Annotated in this window: 20 protein-coding genes; 13 read left to right on the top strand and 7 right to left on the bottom strand. The window is 65.7% G+C overall.

What is annotated here, in order from left to right; all coding sequences use genetic code 11:
* Positions 1-345 precede the first annotated feature (345 nt).
* From G8760_RS14715 to G8760_RS14705, 3 genes are all read right to left on the bottom strand, one after another.
* The gene (locus G8760_RS14715; protein ID WP_166352402.1) at positions 346-1005 is read right to left on the bottom strand and encodes an Abi family protein; all 660 of its coding nucleotides are present in this window, start codon (positions 1003-1005) and stop codon (positions 346-348) included.
* A gap of 100 nt (positions 1006-1105) precedes the next feature.
* On the bottom strand, positions 1106-1783 hold the full coding sequence (locus G8760_RS14710; RefSeq protein ID WP_207782368.1) for an HAD family hydrolase: 678 nt from the start codon (positions 1781-1783) through the stop codon (positions 1106-1108).
* The gene (locus tag G8760_RS14705; protein ID WP_207782367.1) at positions 1780-2622 is read right to left on the bottom strand and encodes a GntR family transcriptional regulator; all 843 of its coding nucleotides are present in this window, start codon (positions 2620-2622) and stop codon (positions 1780-1782) included. The genes G8760_RS14710 and G8760_RS14705 overlap by 4 nt, the downstream gene beginning before the upstream one ends.
* A gap of 177 nt (positions 2623-2799) precedes the next feature.
* Here G8760_RS14705 and G8760_RS14700 point away from each other — a divergent pair, with 177 nt between their 5' ends.
* From G8760_RS14700 to G8760_RS14670, 7 genes are all read left to right on the top strand, one after another.
* Complete coding sequence (locus G8760_RS14700; protein WP_166352400.1) at positions 2800-3225, top strand: plasmid replication, integration and excision activator; 426 nt, start codon at positions 2800-2802, stop codon at positions 3223-3225.
* Between the two features lie 86 nt (positions 3226-3311).
* Positions 3312-3557 (top strand): hypothetical protein, encoded by a 246-nt coding sequence (locus G8760_RS14695; protein ID WP_166352398.1) that lies wholly within the window; start codon positions 3312-3314, stop codon positions 3555-3557.
* Positions 3557-5008, top strand: coding sequence for an FtsK/SpoIIIE domain-containing protein (locus G8760_RS14690; protein ID WP_166352396.1), 1452 nt, complete (start codon positions 3557-3559; stop codon positions 5006-5008). The genes G8760_RS14695 and G8760_RS14690 overlap by 1 nt, the downstream gene beginning before the upstream one ends.
* Positions 5008-5289 carry a hypothetical protein gene (locus G8760_RS14685; protein WP_166352394.1) on the top strand — a complete coding sequence of 94 codons (282 nt, stop codon included), beginning with the start codon at positions 5008-5010 and terminating at the stop codon, positions 5287-5289. The genes G8760_RS14690 and G8760_RS14685 overlap by 1 nt, the downstream gene beginning before the upstream one ends.
* A 4-nt stretch (positions 5290-5293) precedes the next feature.
* The gene (locus G8760_RS14680; protein WP_207782366.1) at positions 5294-6832 is read left to right on the top strand and encodes a replication initiator; all 1539 of its coding nucleotides are present in this window, start codon (positions 5294-5296) and stop codon (positions 6830-6832) included.
* A gap of 14 nt (positions 6833-6846) precedes the next feature.
* Positions 6847-7062 (top strand): excisionase family DNA-binding protein, encoded by a 216-nt coding sequence (locus tag G8760_RS14675; RefSeq protein ID WP_211198980.1) that lies wholly within the window; start codon positions 6847-6849, stop codon positions 7060-7062.
* Positions 7062-8180: a site-specific integrase gene (locus G8760_RS14670; RefSeq protein ID WP_166352392.1), complete on the top strand. Its 1119-nt coding sequence runs from the start codon at positions 7062-7064 to the stop codon at positions 8178-8180. Before G8760_RS14675 ends, G8760_RS14670 begins: the two co-directional genes overlap by 1 nt.
* A gap of 670 nt (positions 8181-8850) precedes the next feature.
* Here the strand turns inward: G8760_RS14670 and G8760_RS14665 are convergent.
* Complete coding sequence (locus G8760_RS14665; RefSeq protein WP_166352390.1) at positions 8851-9843, bottom strand: helix-turn-helix transcriptional regulator; 993 nt, start codon at positions 9841-9843, stop codon at positions 8851-8853.
* An 84-nt stretch (positions 9844-9927) separates the two neighbouring features.
* Here G8760_RS14665 and G8760_RS14660 point away from each other — a divergent pair, with 84 nt between their 5' ends.
* Positions 9928-10389, top strand: a complete 462-nt coding sequence (locus G8760_RS14660; RefSeq protein ID WP_166352388.1) for a VOC family protein — start codon at positions 9928-9930, stop codon at positions 10387-10389.
* A 33-nt stretch (positions 10390-10422) separates the two neighbouring features.
* Here G8760_RS14660 and G8760_RS30585 read toward each other — a convergent pair whose 3' ends face one another.
* Positions 10423-10554 (bottom strand): hypothetical protein, encoded by a 132-nt coding sequence (locus G8760_RS30585; protein ID WP_281355153.1) that lies wholly within the window; start codon positions 10552-10554, stop codon positions 10423-10425.
* Positions 10544-12121 (bottom strand): MFS transporter, encoded by a 1578-nt coding sequence (locus tag G8760_RS14655; RefSeq protein ID WP_166352386.1) that lies wholly within the window; start codon positions 12119-12121, stop codon positions 10544-10546. Before G8760_RS14655 ends, G8760_RS30585 begins: the two co-directional genes overlap by 11 nt.
* A 53-nt stretch (positions 12122-12174) precedes the next feature.
* Here G8760_RS14655 and soxR point away from each other — a divergent pair, with 53 nt between their 5' ends.
* Positions 12175-12684, top strand: a complete 510-nt coding sequence (gene soxR, locus G8760_RS14650) for a redox-sensitive transcriptional activator SoxR (RefSeq protein WP_166352384.1) — start codon at positions 12175-12177, stop codon at positions 12682-12684.
* Here soxR and tkt read toward each other — a convergent pair whose 3' ends face one another.
* A complete protein-coding gene (gene tkt, locus G8760_RS14645) occupies positions 12685-14721 on the bottom strand; it encodes a transketolase (RefSeq protein ID WP_166352382.1) in 2037 nt (678 codons plus the stop codon).
* 102 nt (positions 14722-14823) lie between these two features.
* Between tkt and G8760_RS14640 the strand changes: the two genes are divergently transcribed.
* The 4 genes from G8760_RS14640 (at position 14824) to ulaA (ending at position 18386) form a co-directional block, all read left to right on the top strand.
* On the top strand, positions 14824-15975 hold the full coding sequence (locus G8760_RS14640; protein ID WP_166352380.1) for an ROK family protein: 1152 nt from the start codon (positions 14824-14826) through the stop codon (positions 15973-15975).
* Between the two features lie 88 nt (positions 15976-16063).
* On the top strand, positions 16064-16522 hold the full coding sequence (locus G8760_RS14635; protein ID WP_166352378.1) for a PTS sugar transporter subunit IIA: 459 nt from the start codon (positions 16064-16066) through the stop codon (positions 16520-16522).
* A 55-nt stretch (positions 16523-16577) separates the two neighbouring features.
* On the top strand, positions 16578-16850 hold the full coding sequence (locus G8760_RS14630; RefSeq protein WP_166352376.1) for a PTS sugar transporter subunit IIB: 273 nt from the start codon (positions 16578-16580) through the stop codon (positions 16848-16850).
* 45 nt (positions 16851-16895) lie between these two features.
* Positions 16896-18386, top strand: coding sequence for a PTS ascorbate transporter subunit IIC (gene ulaA, locus G8760_RS14625; protein ID WP_166352374.1), 1491 nt, complete (start codon positions 16896-16898; stop codon positions 18384-18386).
* The last annotated feature ends 121 nt before the right edge of the window (positions 18387-18507 follow it).

Genomic DNA, 18507 nt, shown 5'->3' with positions numbered 1-18507 from the left:
CATCCGTAGGCCGAAGCGAAGCGGGTCAAGGGTGATCGCAGATCATCACGAAGTGACGCGAGCGTGCGAGCGCCCTTGACGTGCGCAGCGTAGGCCGAAGAATGGTCGCGACGAGGGGAACGGTGAACCACACCTGTGCCGACCAGGGTGGGCCAGCGGTCGGCATCGTCCGTGGCCGGTTTGGGGGGCGTAGAGGTTGCTCGCGTGCGGTTGGTCGGGCAGGCCCGAAGGCGCGGGGCTCAGCGAAGGGACCGGCCGCCAGGCCGCACGCCCGGAGCGAGCCCAAGCCGGAGGGGCCAGCGGCGAGCGCACGCGAGCCGCGTGGTCCCCTTGATCTCATAGAGGTCAACTCGGCAACTGGCGGGCTCGGAGAAGTGCGGGAACGCGACTTTGAGCGGCGACCCAGCGCCCGGCATCTGTGCTGATCCAGCCGATTAGCGTGATGATGTCTTGGTGGTCGCGGTTCAGGTCGCGGTTGTGGATAGGCTCGTGGTGGGCCACCCGATTGCGTAGACGGTTCAGGTGGCGGATGCGCTTTTCTACGCGGGCGCGCGACTGAGGTTGAAGATGTGGGAAGGCATGCCGTAGATGGTGGGTCCACAGGCTGGATTCGTACCGTTTGGTAAGCAGGTATCGCCAGAACCCGAAAGATAGCTCCGCGACGACGCGGCCGGGGGTCTCGTCGCGTCCGAGCTGCCTGACTCGCTCTCTCGCTTGGACGATCTGGATGTGCCGTTCAGGCGCGAGGACACGTCGCGGGTCCCGGTACCATGATCCTGGTCGTTGGCCGTGCCAGTTCTCGAGCTGGGCGACGAGGGCGTTGCGGAGTATCACCTCGAGCCCCGCCAACACTTCGTACATCGCGCCGGAAACGGATGTGTTCCACTCGTAGAGCTTGATCGCGCCCGGCAGGTCGTGGGTGGAATCACGGTACGGTCTGAGTCGTTCAGACGATAACAACGGCACCAGCTCGCCGAGGTTGACCTCGTTGGTTTCGTTGGCCACGATCGCCACCTTTGCGTATACTCGTTCTTGAACACCCCGGTGGGCCTCTGCTTCGGCATGTCCCCGGGGTTATTGCTTTCCAGGATCAGGTCGCGTGACCCTACCTCAACCCAACGGCGAGGTCGCCCATAGAGACGATGACACTGGCAGGGTCCTGGCTGCTGAGGCGCTCGCATTTGCCGGGCTTGTTCGCGTAACCAATGGGCACAATGCCTGCCGCGTGGGCAGCGATGATGTCGGATGGTGAGTCGCCGACGAACACGGTACTAGAAGGCTCTGCGTCTAGTTGATCGAGCGCCGCAAGTAGTAAATCTGGCTGGGGTTTGAGTCTGGCGGCGTTTTCGGGTGTGCGGGCAGCCACGATGTCGATATGCGGAGCGAGTTGGTGGGCACCTAGGTAGGCGTGGATGGCGTTCTCAGCGTTGTTACTGACGATGCCGACTCGTCGGCCGGTGCGTACGGCAGCATAGATGGTCTCGATCGCTCCGGGCGTGTGCGTGGCGGTATGGATAGCGGTGTGCTCAGCGGTGGTGAGGGCCACTTCGATCTTGCGAGCAGTAGCGTGATCGAGGGTTTGAGCATGGTAGAGCACAGCCATAGGGTCAGTGCTGGCCTCGATCTCAGGCGGCGGGGCGGCAGGCAGGAGACGGCGTAGCTCGTCGGCGAGCTTGGCAGTGTCGACGGTGGCGAAGACCGAACAGACGGGGCCGTCGAAGTCGAGCAGCACACAGCGGGACTCGGAAAGCAGGGCGTGCAGCGATGTGTCGGTGGACTTCACAGGGCACGCTCTCGGGACATGGTGTTCCAGATGCTGTCGAACCACTCACGGGCCTGCGCGACGTGCTGTGTATCCGGCGCGTTTGGGTCATCGGTGGCGGATTGGTGGAAAAGTACGGCGTCCTTGCCGCCGAGGTCGTACATCTCAACAGCCCCAGCGTCGGTTTCAATGGTGCGGGCGTAGATGGGGTAGAACCCGAAGAACATCTCCTCATCGTTGAGTAGGTACAGCTTGAACAGCGGCGTCAAAGCGTGCGTTCGGACCTGTACCGATGCCTCACTGATGAGCCCGAGTTCGTCCAATTCGCCTATAGCGTCGGCCATCGCGCCAACATGGCGGCTGAACAGCGTGTCGATTCGGCGACGATAGGCGGGCTCGTCGTGCTGATCGTCCACGCGCACAGGCAACGCCCATGGCGTGGACGTGTCCGGCACCAGGACCCGGATAGTCACAGTCTGCGGCGTAATACGACCGGCCCGGATCTTGTCAAGTGGCTCCTGTATCGCGCCTTGCAGCGTCTCACCGGATAAGCCCGCGAAGTCAATGGCCACGTGATCGCGTTCAAAGGCCTGCTCGACATAGGGCCGCAGGCCCACCGGCTTCTCGGTGCGCTGGCGCACAAATACGCCGCTGCCGTGACGGGAGACGATGAGATTCTCTTCCCTGAGCAGGCGCAGGGCTTGTTGAACGGTCATCCGCGCTACGCCGTACTGCTTGGCCAGCTCCTTACCCGAGGGCAACTTGTCGCCCGGACTGAACTTCTTGGTCAAGATCGCGGCACGTAGCGCATTAGCGACCTGCACATAGGGCGGTCGCGAATCATCGGGGTCGAGGCTCATGCCCACACGGTACAGGCTGCCTAGAAGAGCTAGCTACCCATGCTCCTGACTGCACCGTTAACCCTCAGCGCTGCCAGCATCTGCCCAAAGCTCTTGACTTATCTAAGTTGCCTAGGCATGCTGGTCATGTGTTTGGAGATGCCAAGACACATACACGGAGCCGAGGAGGCACACGTCATGGCGTTGCAGGGAGCTATCCCGGTGGAGTTTGGTGCGGTGTTTCCGCATGGTGCGTTTGTGATCGGTGAGGTCACACCCGAAGCCGACTTCGATCAGTCGACGAGGGACAACCGGGTGCAGAAGCGGGACAAGGTCAGCGGTTTGCCGGTGTGGCAGGTGCCGGTGATGGATGCCGACCCGGAGGCGCGTAAGGGGCAGCGTGAGTTGACGGTGAAGATCGCGGCTGAGGTTCAGCCGGTGCCGCCGGAGATCTTGAACGGGACACCGTTTCGCCCGGTGGAGTTTGAGGGGCTGGCGGTGGTGCCGTATGTGGACACCAACGGCCCACGTGCACGGCAGGCGTACTCGTTCCGGGCGTCGGGGATGCGTAAACCCGGAAACAAGCCAGCGGCGAAGGATGCGGCTGCGCGGGATGCGGCCTGACACACAGAGACCGGCGCGGGGATCAGACCGGCTACCAACCTTTGATCCCCGCGCCTTCCAATACCCCCAGCTTGGAGGGAATCGGCATGTCCAACCCTACCCACGACCATGCCCGGACCGAGCCGCTGTTCACCTTCGGTGTCAGCAACGGCGACACAAGGCCGGGGCTGTTGTTTCCCTGTGCCGGCTGCCACGCCCTGACCGTGCCCGAGCCCGGCGAATCGTGCGCTGACTGCGCCGAACCATCAGCGCGCCCGGCCCGAGCCGGCCGACGTTCCAACCGTTCGGCGCCTGCCCGCGCCGCTACTGGCCGCAAGGGCGGTGGTCTGTGATGGGTGCCCACTACGCGAATGACCCGGCGCACGGGGATGAGTACTACACCCCACGCCGTCCCGGTGATGACGACCCGCTGCTGGTCTCGGTGGTCAAGATCGTGTTCATGCTGGCCGCGGTACCGTTCGTGCTGCTGTGGCGGCACCCTGTCGCGACCCCAGTGATCGTGCTCGGCGGGTGGCTGCTGCTGTTTCACGGTGTCGCGTTCACCATCGTGTCCCTGGCGGTGATCGCGGGGCTGGTGGCCTGGTACTGGCGTGCTCCGGACAGCTTTGAACGGTTCGTGGTGCACCCGGCGCGTGGCCGGTGGCGACGCTGGCGCACCTACGGCCGGGGCTGGTCGTCGGCCATGCACATGTGTGGCCTGGCCAAAGGGTGGGGCGCGAAACAGTACGCCCCGCACGTGATCACCGTGCGCCGTGATCCCCATGTTGATCATGTCCGGGTGAAACTGCTCCCCGGACAGACCAGCGGCGATTTCGCCGCCAGTGCTGACGCGCTCGCGGCCACCTTCGGTGCGTTGTCGTGCCGGGTCGAGCAGGAGAAACCCGGCGTGGTGTGGTTGCGGTTCGTCCACGCCGACGCGCTGCACGAACCGGTCCCGCCGCTGGAACCGGATGATCCGGTCGCGCTCGATGCGCTCACTCTCGGTACCACCGACACCGGTACCCCGTGGCAACTCGCCCTACCCGGCACGCATGTTCTCGTGGCTGGTGCGACGAATTCGGGGAAGGGGTCGGTGATCTGGTCCACCATCTGCGCGCTGGCCCCGGCGGTGCGGGACGGGTGGGTGCAGGTGTGGGCGGTTGATCCGAAAGGCGGCATCGAACTGGCCCCCGGCGCGGGCATGTTCGCTCGTTTCGCCCACGAACCCGAACCCATGGTGCAGCTCGTGGAACAGGCTGCCGAGCTGATCCGGACCCGCGCCGATGCCATGCGCGGCAACACCCGGCAACATACCCCGACCACGGCTGATCCGTTCGTGGTGCTCATCATCGACGAGTTGGCGTTCCTCACCGCGTACATGCCGGACCGGGCGTTGACGAAACGTCTCGCGTCGGCGCTGTCGGTGGTGCTGTCCCAGGGCCGCGCTGCCGGGCTGTGCGTGCTCGCAGCGGTGCAAGACCCACGTAAAGAGATCGTGAACATGCGCGACCTCTTCCCCACCCGCATCGCACTCAGGATGACCGAGGCCGATCAGGTGGACATGGTCCTTGGGGATGGCACCCACCACCGCGGCGCCCACTGCGAACGCATACCCGAACACTCCCCAGGTGTCGGCTACGTCGCCGTCGATGGGCGCGCCGAACCCGTCCGAGTCCGCGCGGCCTACCTCGCAGACGAGGACATCACCACCCTGTGCCACCGGTTCGCACCCCACCGGTCCACCACGAGGGCATCAAGTGGCCCGGTGGTGCGGGCCATCTCGACCGAGGCAGAGGCGGCGTGATGAGCATCCACATCGATCACGACCGGATGATCAGCGACACGACGAAACACGGCGCGTGGCGGCTGCCGGTGGGCCGCGACGTGTGGGAAGTGTCGTGGCTGCCTGGTCGGCTGCTGGACCGCGACACCGCCACCACGGCCATGACCCTCGCCGAGATCGTCGCGACCCGCACCGCCGATAACGGCCTACACCACGACGACCCAGCCTGGGCACTGATCGACGCTCTCGCCAGCGAACTCGGCCTCACCGGACCCGCCGCTGTGACCCGCCTCGGAGTGTGACCCCGTGACTCTGCCTCGCCTGGATGATGACACCGTACGCGGGCTCGCGGTCGCGGAGCGGGTGTGTGTGCGCCCGATCCTGTCGCGGTTGACCGACACCGAAACCGGCGACACCCGCACCGTGCTGATCCCGTGCGGGGCCACCCGCGAAACCGTCTGCCCGTCCTGCGCCGACAAGGCACGCCGGCTACGGATGCAGCAATGCCGCGAAGGGTGGCACCTCACCCAAGAACCCACCACCAACCCAGACGAAGACGACGACGGCCAGAACGACGACGAGGATGGTGGCGACAGGACAGACCGGGATGGAGGGGTGCGTCGGGTCCGCTCCACCCGCCGCCGCGACGACGCCGACGACCTACCCCGCCCACCACGACAGCACACCACCCTCGGCCGGGTCTTCGACACACCGGACGGGAAGACCTACCGCCCGTCGATGTTCCTCACCCTCACCATGGGCTCGTACGGGCGGGTGACCCGTGACGGGGTGCCGGTGGACCCTGCGACGTATGACTACCGCCGGGCGGCGTTGGATGCGTTGCACTTCCCGAAACTCATTGACCGGTTCTGGCAGAACCTTCGTCGGGCGACGGGGTACAAAGTGCAGTACTTCGCTACCGTCGAACCACAACGCCGCCTCGCACCCCACCTGCATGCCGCTGTTCGGGGGACGTTCCCGCGTGCCCTCATCCGGCAAGTCGTCGCGGCCACCTACCGCCAGCTCTGGTGGCCCCGACACGACGAACCGGTCTACGACGGCGACCACCTGCCGGTGTGGGACGAGGACACGGGCGGATACTGCGACCCCGGCACCGGGCAGGCACTCCCGACGTGGGATGAGGCCCTCGACCAGCTCGACGCCGACCCCGACGCCGAACCGGCGCACGTGGTCCGCTTCGGTACCCAGATCGACATGCAAGGCATCCTCGCCAGGACTCCTGCGGCTGACCGGCGCGTGGGTTACCTCACCAAATACCTGACTAAGGTCCTCGCCGACGACCTCAACGACGATGGCGAGGTCTCGGCGGCTCGGCAGGCGCATATCGATCGGATCGCCGACGAGGTTCGTTGGCTGCCGTGTGCGCCGACGTGTGCGAACTGGCTCCGATTCGGTGTCCAGCCCAAAAACACCCGCCCCGGCCTGGTACCAGGGCTGTGCCGGTCTAAGGCCCACGACCGGGACCATCTCGGCCTCGGTGGGCGTCGTGTCCTGGTGTCGCGTAAATGGACTGGTAAGACGTTGACCGAACACAAGGCCGACCGCGCCGCCATCGTCCGCACCGTCCTCGAAGACGCCGGCATCGACATGGACGACCACGACCAGTTTTCGGCAACCGCCACCAGGCCAGACGGCACACCCCGCTACGTCTGGGCCCCGGTCAAACCCGGCGACACCGATGCCCCGTCCTACCTGCGGCTCATCGCCGCTGCCATCCGCACCCGACAACGCTGGCGCACCCAATACGAACACGCCAAACAACGCGCCGGACCCTGCGGCCCGGATCTTTCGGCAACCATCTCGGGTGCCGCCTCGGCGGCATAGTCATGAAAGATGTGATGACCTTGGAACGCCTACTCACCGTGGACGAGGCCGCCGAACTGCTGGGAACGTCGGCGCGCTTCCCTCGCCGCTTGATCGCTGAACGTCGCATCCGGTTCGTCAAGCTCGGTCACCACGTGCGGATTCCATCATCGGCCCTCGCCGAGTACATTGCCGCCGTCACGGTCGAACCTGTCGAGGTCAAGTGGCGTGCTGGCCGGGTGGTCGTCTGATGGCGCGGCGTCGGTTCGGCATGGTGCGCAGGCTGCCATCGGGGCGCTACCAGGCCTCATTCATCGGCCCGAACGGCCGACGACAGTATGCACCGGACACGTTTCGCACGAAGACCGATGCTGACCGCTGGCTGGCGCGTGTGGAGGCGGACATCAGCCGTGGTCAGTGGCTAGATGAACAGCTCGGGCGACAGACGCTCGGCGAGTACGCCGAAGCATATCTAAATGACAATCCCGACGTTGGCCCTCGATGGGCCGAAACGTGTCGGCGGAACGTGCGTCTACACATGGATTCGCTGCTTGATCTCCCATTGATCGCAATCACTCCACCGGTTGTGCGTTCCTGGTATGCCAAAGCTCTCAGGGGTACGGGTGGTCGTACGTCCATTGCGCAGTCCTACCGATTCCTGCGCGCAGTCATGAACGCTGCCGTCCGAGATGACGCGATCGCACGTAACCCCTGCCAGATCCCGGGCGCAGGCGGAACTAAAGCAAAGGAGCGCAATATTGCGACCCCGGAACAGGTAGCCGACCTGATCAGGGGCATCACGCCCCGCTATCGGGCGGCCGTCGTCCTCGCCGCGTGGTGTGGTCTTCGACGTGGTGAGGTATGTAGCTTGCGCTGCGCGGACGTCAACCTTGACAAGGGCACTGTGTGGGTGCGAACGAACCGCGTTGAACTACTCGAATCCTCCGCCGCCTTCGACAAAGAACCCAAGACCGAGGCAGGCAAACGCGAGATCTCCGTGCCTCCTCACGTGCTGGTGTTTCTGATCGAGCACGCGAAGGAATGGGCCGGAACGGAGTACTTCTTTATCGGCCGGGACGGTGCGCGCATGCGGGGCAACGCCGTCTATCAAGCCTTCGTCCGTGTACGCAAGAAGGTCGGCGTCGACATCGCCTTTCACGATCTGCGCCACACGGGTCAAAGCCTAGCCGCTGCGGCCGGTGCGACTCTCGCAGACCTGAAGAAGCGGCTCGGACACTCGTCCTCCGCTGCGGCGAATCGCTACCTTCACGCACTCGATGGGCGGGACGCCGAGGTAGCGAAGGCGCTCAGCGACCTGGCGGCACGCTCCAGTGATGTCCGGTCGCTTGCACGGGACGAACGAGAATAGAGGCGTCCCCATGTTGCACGCTCGCTGCACGCGTCGTCGTTGGAGCCTGTTTGACCAGGCCTTTTGCCTACGCCTGAAAAGCGGAAGGTCGCCGGATCGATGCCGGCCCTGTCCACCACCTGACCAGCGACTCCACCGTCGCTGGTATTACCGACACCACGCACCCCTGACCAACGTCCCACCCACCCCACGTTGTGCACCTGATCTCCGTTTTGTCACCTGATCTTTTTCTCAGGGACGATCAGGTGTACGAACGGCGCGTGACGGCGCGGCGTGATGCATCTGATCTCGTCTTAGAGTGTGGACGCGTGGCGATCAGATGCATGGACGGGGCTTGTCGGTTGGTTGATGCATCTGATCATCAGACTTAGCGTCGACCGCTTCATGCAACGACGGCGATGACGTGCATGCCCTCGCCAGGTCTCTGACAGCTTTCTCCGTCAGACCGGCTACCGATCAGATGCACGACACGGTCCTGAAAGCGGTTGTCGTGCATCTGATCGCCGGGGCGTCCGCATTGTGGGGGCGATCAGATGCGTACTACCGCACGCCGACACTGGCAGTCGCCACCACCATGCATCTGATCGCCCCCACAAGAACGATCAGGTGACAAAACGGAGATCAGGTGCACAACGGGGTGGGCGGCAGACGCCGGGTTGGCAGACGTCGGCTATTCGGCCCTCTCCACCACCTGATCCCCGGCTGCTGACACCAGCCGCGCCGCCAGCACCCGACACCGTTGCCCGAGTTCAGCGGGGTCGAGCACCTCGAACCCGTGCCCGAGCAGCACCACGTGCATGAGCACGAAGTCGAGGTTGTCGGCACCCGAGCGCACCTCGCAGCTCCCGCTCCCTCGCGGTTCGACCACGGCCGCCGCGGGCGGAATCTGGGCGCGCACCGTCTCGGCCGGAGCATGCACGAGGAAACGTGCCTGGTGCTGATAGACCCGGTTCGCCACACTCTCCTGTACATAGGCTGCCGCGTCGGGTGCCGGTCGGGGCTTGAAACGCCAGGTACGTGCGGTCACGTCGGTCATCCGGTCGACCCGGAAGCTTCGCCAGTCGGCGCGGTCGAGATCGTAGGCGAACAGGTACCAACGCCGGCCCAGCGCAACGAGCCGGTAAGGCTCAACTCGCCTCTGTTCCGACGCCGCCGACGACGGGTAACCGAAGCCGACCTCGACCTCGTCATGACGAGCTCTGGCCAGCGTCATCAGCACGTCGGAATCGACCGGCGCCCAGGCCGAACCGAACGTCTCCACTGCCCCGGACAGCGCACGTATCTTGGGCCGTAGCCGCACCGGCAGCACCTGGTCGAGTTTGGTCAGCGCCCGAAGTGCCGCGTCGCCGGCCCCGATGACCGCCCCACCCGCGCCGGCAAGTAAAGAAATCGCGGTGGCGATCACCTCGTCGTCGTCGAGAAGAAGCGGCGGAAGGTCCTGCCCTGGGCCGAGCTGATAGCCGCCGCCTACACCGTGGCTGGCATGGACCGGATAGCCGAGCATCCGGAGCCGATCGACATCTCGGCGAACGGTGCGCGGCGTGACCCCGAGACGATCGGCGAGTTCGTGGCCGGTCCAGGCACGACGCTGCTGTAGCAAGCCGAGCAGGGTGAGTACCCGCTCCGTCGTACCACGGTCGGAACCGCTGACCGCATGGCCCATCACCTAACATTAGCGGACCGAATCCGTCCGCTTTAGGCGCCAGAGTGGCTAATGAACAAGCCCGCCTTTGATTGGAGCGCCCCGATGAGCCGCCACTTTCAGGTCACCTTCGACGCCAATGACCCAAAGACGTTGTCGATCTTCTGGCGGGACGTCTTGGGCTACGTCCACCCGGCTCCACCGGGCGTAGAGCTGCCCGACGGCGCCGACCCGCTGGCTGCGTGGGACGACTTCCTCGAACAGAACGACGTGCCGGTGGAGCAGCGCAATTCGGCCTCTGCCCTCGTCGACCCAGAAGAGAAGGGACCTCGGCTGTTCTTCCAACAGGTCCCAGAGGGAAAGTCTGCCAAGAACCGTGTCCACCTCGACGTACGCGCGGCTCCCGGACTCCAGGGGGACGAGCGCATGGCGGCGCTCGAGGCCGAATGCGACCGTCTCGTCGCACTCGGTGCGAAGCGCGTGCGTCGCCATGAGCCCGATCTCCCGATGAGCGCCGGTTTTATCGTGCTCACCGATCCCGAAGGCAACGAGTTCTGCCTCGACTGACTGCCCCGGACACGCCCGGGTCACGGGTGGCGATCAGCCACCTTCGACGAGTGCCGGTGGGACGAAGCCCTCGGCGGCGAGGGCGTCCCAAAGGGACAGCGGAATAGGGCGACGAGCCGCCGCGGTTCCGGTAGTGGAACTCTTCCTCGATTGATCAGCTGCCACGACCCGATTGTTCAGCCGCCACGTCGTTATCGATCCCGTGCGTGCGACGGCGGCCTCTTATGAACAGCAGCAGGGCGCTCATGCCGATCATCACGATGGCACTGATGCCGGCCGCAACCTGGAAGCCAGCGGAGAACGCCTGCCGCGCGGTGGATACCAACGTTGAAGCCAGTGGCTCCGGAAGGTGAGCAGTAGCCGTCAACGCCGAGCTGAGACTGTCCCGGACGGCCTCCACCACATCCGGAGTGGTGTCCGCCGGCATCAGATCGGCCATCCTGGACCGGTACACCGCGGTGATGGTGCTGCCGATGACGGCGATGCCGAGAGCGCCGCCGAGTTGGGGCGCGGTAGCCGAGATCGCAGCTGCGGCGCCTGCTCGGTCCGGCGGTGCGGCACCTATCACCATGTCCGTTGCCAGAGCCATCATCGGACCCAAACCAGCAGCGACGATGATGGCACCGGTCACCACCACCGCCAGCCCGCCGGGGCCGTCACTCACCTGGGTGAGTACGCCGTATCCGATCGCCGAGACAACAAGCCCGACCGCGATGATCAGCGTCGGCGACACCCGGCGGGCGATCCGGGGCGCCACCGTCGATCCGAGGATGACACCGGCCGCCGGTGGCGCGGTCCACAGGCCGGCGTCCAGCGGAGACAACCCCTGGACCAGCTGCAGATATACGGCGATCGCGTAGTTGGAACCCCACAAGACGAAAATGCCCACCGCGAGAGTGCCGGCGGCCACGGCGAAGGCTCGGTTGCCGAACAAGCTCAGATCGACGAAAGGATCGGGCATGGTCCGTTGCCGGCGGATAAAGGCCACACCAGCCGCGATGCCGACGACGATGGCCAGCACGGCGTCCAGCTCCACGCCGTCGGCGGCGAGCTGCTTCAACCCGTAGACCACGGGGAGCACCGCCGCCACCGACAACGCGGCGCTGACGACGTCGATCCGCTTCGTGCCACGATCCCGGGACTCAGGCAGCAACAGGGGGATGAGCACGAGCAGGACGACCATCACCGGCACGGCCAGTAGAAACGCCGATCCCCACCAGAACCGGTCCAGCAGCCACCCACCGATGAGCGGGCCCAATGCGGTACCGCCGGAGACGCTGGCCACCACCACACCAATGGCGGTGGCCCGCTGCCGCGCGACCGGAAATAGGACGGACACCAAGGCCAGGATGGAGGGCATCAGGGTGGCACCGGCCAAACCCATCAGAGCGCGGGCGGCGATGAGCATGTCGGGACTGGTCGAATATGCCGCCAGCGCCGAGGTGATGCCGTACCCGATCACACCGAACAGCAGGATCCGGCGGCGGCCGATGCGGTCTCCTAGGGCGCCCATCGCGATCAGCGATCCAGCAAGCAGGAAAGCATAGACATCGACGATCCACAGCAGCTGGGTGCTGCTAGCCGCGAGGTCCCGTCCGATCGAGGGCAACGCGAGGTTGACGACGGTCAGCTCGAGGGAGGCGAGAAAGGCGGGCAACGCGAGGACGGCGAGCCCGATCCATGGTCGCCGGATCGTTCGCTGGGCGGCCACGGCAGGTTCCGGATGAGTCATGCCAAGGAGTATTGAACCTCGACTATAGTAGAGGTCAAGGCTACCGTGGTCGAATGGACAATCCCCCATTCGACGCCAAGGAACTCACCGTCGGACAGTTAGCTGCCCGTTCCGGCGTCGCCATCACCGCCCTCCACTTCTACGAACGCAAGGGGCTCATTCATAGCCGCCGCACCAGCGGCAATCAGCGGCGTTATCAGCGCGACACGCTGCGCCGCGTATCGTTCATCCGGGTCGCGCAGCGTGTTGGCATCCCGCTGCGGATGGTGGCCGAGGCCCTCGATACGCTGCCGGAAGGCCGCACACCCACCCGCGACGACTGGGCGGAGCTGTCCGCACAGTGGCGCGACGAGCTGGACCTCCGCATCGACCAGATGACCCGGCTACGTGATCGCCTGTCCGACTGCATCGGGTGTGGCTGCCTCTCGCTCGATCGCTGCCTTCTACGCAACCGAGACGACCGGCTCGGAGAGATCGGGCCCGGCCCTCGCCATCTGCTCACTCGGCGGCTCGCGGCGGAAAGCCGGGCCAACCCGCCCGGCCGCCTCGATGACGATGAGTAATCAGCAACCGTTGAGCGTGGCCCTGGCGGCGGCGACCACGGCGTCCAGATGGACACCACATCGCCGCATCACCTCGGCACCGGAACCGGACTCGCCGAAACTCTCGACACTGACCACCTGTCCCGCGCTTCCGGTCCAGCGGTACCAGGCATCACCCCGGCCGGCCTCAACCGCGACCCGCGCGGTCACCGCCTTCGGAAGTACCGATTCGACATACTCGTGATCAGCGTCGAGGAACCATTCCACACACGGCATCGATACCACCCGTGCCGCTACCTGTTCCGCTGCCAGTAGCTGAGCTGCCGCCACCGCCAGCTGCACCTCACTACCGGTCGCGATGATCGCGAGGTCGAGGCCATCACCCTCACACCAGGCGACGTAGGCTCCCCGAGCCACGCCGTCTTCAACGTCGCTCCGCTGCGGCAGTACCGGCACATCCTGCCGTGACAGGACGAGTGCCGTGGGCCGATCCGGTTGGGCAAGGATCCGTCTCCAGGCGGCTTTCACCTCGACGGCGTCGGCGGGCCGCACTACGTCGAGCCCGGGTACCGTGCGCAACCCGGCGATCTGTTCCACCGGCTGATGCGTAGGACCGTCCTCCCCCACTGCCACCGAGTCATGGGTGAAGACGTAGACCACCGGCAACTCCATCAAAGCGGCGAGGCGAACCGCCGGCCTCATGTAGTCGCTGAAGGCCAAGTACGTGGAGCCGTAGGGCCGCCACGGCCCGTGTAACGCGATGCCGTTGAGGATCGCCGCCATCGCGTGCTCGCGGATGCCGAACCGGATGAACTCACCCGCTGGGTCGGCGGCGGAGAAGCGTTGTCCGTCTACCGCGACGTTGGTCGAGGCCGCTAGGTCGGCCGAACCGCCCCAAAGCCGGCGCTGCCGAACCGGCTGGTTGTGCAGCGCCTTGATCACCGCACCGCTGGCCTTGCGCGTGGCCACGAGGGTTCCCGGTGGCGGTGGGTCCACATGGTCGGCCCGGACGAGAGTGTCGACGGACGGCTGCCGGAACATCGCCCATGCCGCGGCAGCCTCCGGATCGTGATCGGCCCACTTCCGATAGTGGTCGGTCCAGCGAGCTTGCGCACTCTCACCTCGGCTTCGAGCCCGGCGGGTGAAGGCCAACGCACGTTCGGTGACCAGACCGTCGAGGTCAGTGTCCGGGTCGAATCCGAGCTGAACCTTCACCGCCGCTAGTTCGTCAGCACCGATCCCTCCGGCATGTGCCGCCGGTGTACCGGCAACCGATTCGGCGGGCCACCCGATGACACTGCGCACGGCCACCAGAGTCGGCGCGCCGGTGGGCTCGGCGGCCTGGCGAAGCACCCGTTCGATGTGGTCGAGGTCGTGAAGATTCTCGAGGTCTAGCACCCGCCACCCGTAGGACCGGTAACGGGCGCGCACGTCTTCGGTCATGGATTCTTCGGTGCCGCCGTCGATGGTGACGCGGTTGTCATCCCAGATCACCACCAGGTTTTCCAGACCCACCGTGCCGGCCAGGCTCGACGCCTCACCCGACACACCTTCCTGCAGACAACCATCACCGGCCAGGGCCCAGATCGTGTGGTCGAGAAGGTCGGAGCCCGCCGTGAAGACGGCGGCTTCATGCCGCGCGGCCATCGCCATGCCGACAGCCGACGCCACCCCCTGCCCCAACGGTCCGGTGGACATGGAAACCCCCGGCGTGACGGAGAGCTCCGGATGCCCCGGCGTGCGAGCGCCGAGAGTCCGGCTGGCTGCGATCTCACCCAGCTCGAGGCCATAGCCGGTCAGATAGAGCTGCATGTATAAGAGCAGGCTGGCGTGCCCGGCGGAGAGGACAATCCGATCACGGGCCACCCATTCCGGATCAGCTGGATTGTGCCGGAGTACCCGCTGGAAGAGCACGTGAGCCAACGGCGCGAGCGCCATCGCGGTGCCCGCATGTCCGTGCCCCTTCGCCTGGACGACGTGCGCCGGGACCGCGATGGCCGCGGCGATCGCCTCGGCCTCCGCCGGATCCGCGACCGCCGGCAGGAATCGTGTACCCATGTGCGTCACTTTTATATATAGATATACAAAAGTCAACGCCTAGGGTGTGCGCACCGCGTACCATGGCGGCGGAGCACCCGGCCACTAGCGGAGGATCTTGGTATGGCGCGTGTCCTGGCGACTGGCTCCGGCGTCGTGCTCGACCTGATCCGTACCGGTCGCGCTCGCACCCGCACCGACCTCATCGAGCACCTCGGCTGGTCACGCATCACCCTCGCCCGCCGACTCGACGAACTGCTCGACGCGTCGATCATCGTCAGCGCCGGCCAGCTCGATTCCCGCGGCGGACGCCCGCCGGAGGAGTTCGTCGTCAACAAAGACGCGGGCCTGCTGCTCAGCTTCGATATCGGCCGCTCCCACACCAGACTCGGCCTCACCGACCTCGCGTCCACCGTCCTCATCGAAGACGAAGCCGACATCGGCTTCCAGGACGGCCCAACGGAGATCTTCGAATGGGCACCCCAGGTTGTGGACTACATGCTCGCCAAGATCGGCCGCCGTAGGGCCGACATCCACGGCGTCGGTGTTGGTGTCCCTGGACCGGTCGACGCCCTGACCGGTCGCCTCGCCGCACCTCAGCCCGACGAACGATGGCAGGGCCTTGCCCTCCCCGACCTGGTTAAACACCACTTCCCCGTCGTGTGCGCGATGGATCGCGATGTCAACATCATGGCCGTCGCGGAGTCTCGGCTCGGCTGGCCCGAATACCACGACCTCGTCATCCTCAAAGTCGGCCTTGGCGTCAGCTGCGCACTGGTTCTCGACGGGCGCATCTACCGTGGCTCCCGCGGCGGCGCGGGCGATCTCAGCCATCCACTACGCACCGCGGGCGAACCACGGACTCTGGAAGCCGAGGCCAGTGGGGCGATGATCCGCCGCGCTCTCGTCGCCAAGGGACATCGGATCCGTACCAGCGCCGACATAGTGTCTCTCGCGGCCAGCGGGAATACCGACGCGCTCCACCTGCTCGCCACAGCCGGCCGGACCATTGGCGACGCCATCGTCGGCATCGTCGCCATGCTCAACCCCGAGGCCGTCGTGGTGGGCGGCAACCTGGCCGAGGCGGACCGGCCGTTCCTGTCCGAGGTTCGCGCAGCCATCCTCGGCGGCGTGCCGGACTTCGCCCGCACCGGCCTGGTGGTTGAACCCGCGCGCCTTGGCGGCAAAGCCGGCGTCATCGGCGCCTCTCTCATCGCCCAGGACGCACTCTTCGAGCCAGACCGGATCAGCCACCTGACCCGCTCCAAGCGCTGACTGGTGACAACGGTCACAGCCCGGTAGGATACGGCAACACTTTGGCACATAAGTGAGCCAAAGTGATGAGTATCTAGGAGCTGACACCGTGGCAGTGAACCTCGCCGACGAGCTTTCGTCGATCGTGACGCAGGCAGCTGCGGCCGACTGGCGGGAAGCGGTGACACTCGCGGGGGACGGACTCGTGGCCGGCGGCGTCGCCACCAACCGCTACACGCACGAGATGATCGACGTCGTCCTGCAACACGGCCCGTACATGGTGGTGGCGCCCGGTGTCGCACTCGCCCACGCCCGACCGTCGCCGGCCGTCCTCCGTACCGGGCTCAGCTGGGTAGGTCTGAGTGCGCCGGTCGAATTCGGGCACACGGCCAACGACCCGGTCTCCCTCGTCATCGGACTCGCGGCTACGGACCATCAAGGACACCTGGCGGTCATGGCCGAGCTGGCCAGCGTGTTGGTCGACCCGGAACGGGTCCGGCAGCTCATTGCCGCAACCGACGAGCACGAAGTCCGCCGTCTTCTTACCGAGTTCGCCGCCACCAGCTAGCCGGCCTTCACCAGTCAAACGAATCGTCCGCCCCGCAAACGAGGAAGGAAGCCCAATGAAGATCGTCGCCGTGTGTGGCATGGGGATCGGAACGTCGGTCCTTCTGAAGATGAACGCCGAGAAAGCGCTGCGCTCCCTCGGCATCGACGCTGACGTGGAGGCGGCAGACATCGGCGTTGCCCGTGGTGCAGCCCGCACCGCCCAGGTTGTCCTGACGTCGGCCGAACTCGCCACCGAGATCGGCGACGTTCCCGCCAAGGTCATCGTGATCGACAACTTCTTCGACGTGGCCGAGATCACCCAGAAGATCCAGAGCGCCGTCGAGTAACCCGCCCCAGCTCCCGCCGACCGTTCGAGAACAGGAGGGCCCACGATGGAGTGGCCTGCAGAGATCCTCGACTTCATCGGCCAGCACATCCTCAACGTGCCGGCCTACCTGATCGGCATCATCACCGCCATCGGCCTGATCGCTCTACGCCGTTCGGTTGGCCAGGTGATCGGAGGGGGCCTGAAGGCCACCCTCGGCTTCCTCATTCTCGGCGCCGGGGCCGGCGTCGTCGTCGCCTCACTAACTCCGCTCGGTGACCTGATCCTCGCCGTCACAGGCGCCCAAGGGGTCATTCCCACCAACGAGGTGATCACCGCCATCGCGTCCGAGCAGTACGGGACCACGAGTGCCTACGTGCTCGTGCTCGGCTTCGCGGTGATGCTCCTGCTGGCCCGGTTCACGCCACTCAAGTACATCTTCCTGACCGGCCATCACATGGTGTTCATGGCGTTGCTGCTGTCGGTGGTACTCACGGTCGGATTCGGCGAAGACCTCAACTGGCTCGTCGTCGTCATCGGGGCGATGCTACTCGGAGTGATCATGGTGGTCATGCCCGCTCTGGCGCATCCCTGGACCAAGAAGATCACCGGCGACGACACCATCGCCATCGGCCACTTCAGCACACTCGGCTACATCGCCGCCGGCGCCTCGGGCCAGGCCGTCGGGCAACGCAGCAAGTCGACCGAAGAGATCAACTTTCCGAAGAGTCTGAGTTTCCTCCGTGACTCCATGGTGGCCACCGCACTGTCAATGGTGCTGATCTACTTCGCGTTCGCCATCTGGGGGCTGATCTCGCTCCCCACGGAGGAAGCCCTGAGCATCCTTGGGTCGGCCGACCGCGGCGCGTTCATCATGGATGCCTTTGCCCAGGCGCTGCAGTTCGGCGTCGGGGTGGCGATCATCCTCTACGGCGTCCGCACCATTCTGGGCGAGCTGGTGCCAGCCTTCCAAGGCATCGCGGCCAAGGTAGTGCCCGGAGCCAAGCCAGCGCTCGACATCCCGATCGTGTTCCCGTTCGCGCCGAACGCAGTGCTCATCGGATTCCTCGCGTCGTTCCTCGGCGGCCTGGCCAGCCTCGCCCTGCTAGCCGCGTGGGCCGGTCCAGTGTTCGGTTTGGCGCTCATCCTGCCCGGCATGGTGCCGCACTTCTTCACCGGGGGAGGCGCCGGCGTGTACGGCAACGCCACCGGCGGGCGCATCGGCGCTGCCATCGGTGGATTCGTCAACGGCGTCCTCATCACCTTCCTGCCGGCGGGACTGCTGCTCGTCCTCGGTGAACTCGGGGTGGAAAACAGCACGTTCGGCGACACCGACTTCGGCTGGTTCGGCATTCTCATCGGCAGCGGGCTGCTGGGCAGCACAGCCGTCGGTGTCATTCTCAGCGTGGTGATCGGCCTGGCGCTCGTGATCGGCGCGTCGATCTTCCAGATCCGGGTGGTCAACCGCGGCTGGGTGCCGGGTGCCAAGCGGGATGCCTGGCTGGAGGAACAGAAAGCTCAACTCGAAACGCAGAGAGCCGAGGCAGCAGCCAACTAGTGTCGCTCTTCCGAGACTGTCAGCGACGTCAAACGGACTCACCGACGGGGGTCACGAGCGCGCCGGTTCCGCCCGCCACCACGTCACACGACGGGCGGAGCCGGTGCGCAGCGTCGCGACG

The sequence above is a fragment of the Phytoactinopolyspora limicola genome, assembly GCF_011320225.1.
Classification (GTDB): Bacteria; Actinomycetota; Actinomycetes; order Jiangellales; family Jiangellaceae; genus Phytoactinopolyspora; species Phytoactinopolyspora limicola.
This window is presented reverse-complemented; position numbering and strand designations above follow the sequence as displayed.

Coding starts and splice junctions, on each gene's coding strand:
- G8760_RS14705 (WP_207782367.1), bottom strand. CDS start 2,622: ATGAGCCTCGACCCCGATGATTCGCGACCGCCCTATGTGCAGGTCGCT.
- G8760_RS14700 (WP_166352400.1), top strand. CDS start 2,800: ATGGCGTTGCAGGGAGCTATCCCGGTGGAGTTTGGTGCGGTGTTTCCG.
- G8760_RS14695 (WP_166352398.1), top strand. CDS start 3,312: ATGTCCAACCCTACCCACGACCATGCCCGGACCGAGCCGCTGTTCACC.
- G8760_RS14690 (WP_166352396.1), top strand. CDS start 3,557: ATGGGTGCCCACTACGCGAATGACCCGGCGCACGGGGATGAGTACTAC.
- G8760_RS14685 (WP_166352394.1), top strand. CDS start 5,008: ATGAGCATCCACATCGATCACGACCGGATGATCAGCGACACGACGAAA.
- G8760_RS14675 (WP_211198980.1), top strand. CDS start 6,847: ATGACCTTGGAACGCCTACTCACCGTGGACGAGGCCGCCGAACTGCTG.
- G8760_RS14670 (WP_166352392.1), top strand. CDS start 7,062: ATGGCGCGGCGTCGGTTCGGCATGGTGCGCAGGCTGCCATCGGGGCGC.
- G8760_RS14665 (WP_166352390.1), bottom strand. CDS start 9,843: ATGGGCCATGCGGTCAGCGGTTCCGACCGTGGTACGACGGAGCGGGTA.
- G8760_RS14660 (WP_166352388.1), top strand. CDS start 9,928: ATGAGCCGCCACTTTCAGGTCACCTTCGACGCCAATGACCCAAAGACG.
- G8760_RS14655 (WP_166352386.1), bottom strand. CDS start 12,121: ATGACTCATCCGGAACCTGCCGTGGCCGCCCAGCGAACGATCCGGCGA.
- soxR (WP_166352384.1), top strand. CDS start 12,175: ATGGACAATCCCCCATTCGACGCCAAGGAACTCACCGTCGGACAGTTA.
- tkt (WP_166352382.1), bottom strand. CDS start 14,721: ATGGGTACACGATTCCTGCCGGCGGTCGCGGATCCGGCGGAGGCCGAG.
- G8760_RS14640 (WP_166352380.1), top strand. CDS start 14,824: ATGGCGCGTGTCCTGGCGACTGGCTCCGGCGTCGTGCTCGACCTGATC.
- G8760_RS14630 (WP_166352376.1), top strand. CDS start 16,578: ATGAAGATCGTCGCCGTGTGTGGCATGGGGATCGGAACGTCGGTCCTT.
- ulaA (WP_166352374.1), top strand. CDS start 16,896: ATGGAGTGGCCTGCAGAGATCCTCGACTTCATCGGCCAGCACATCCTC.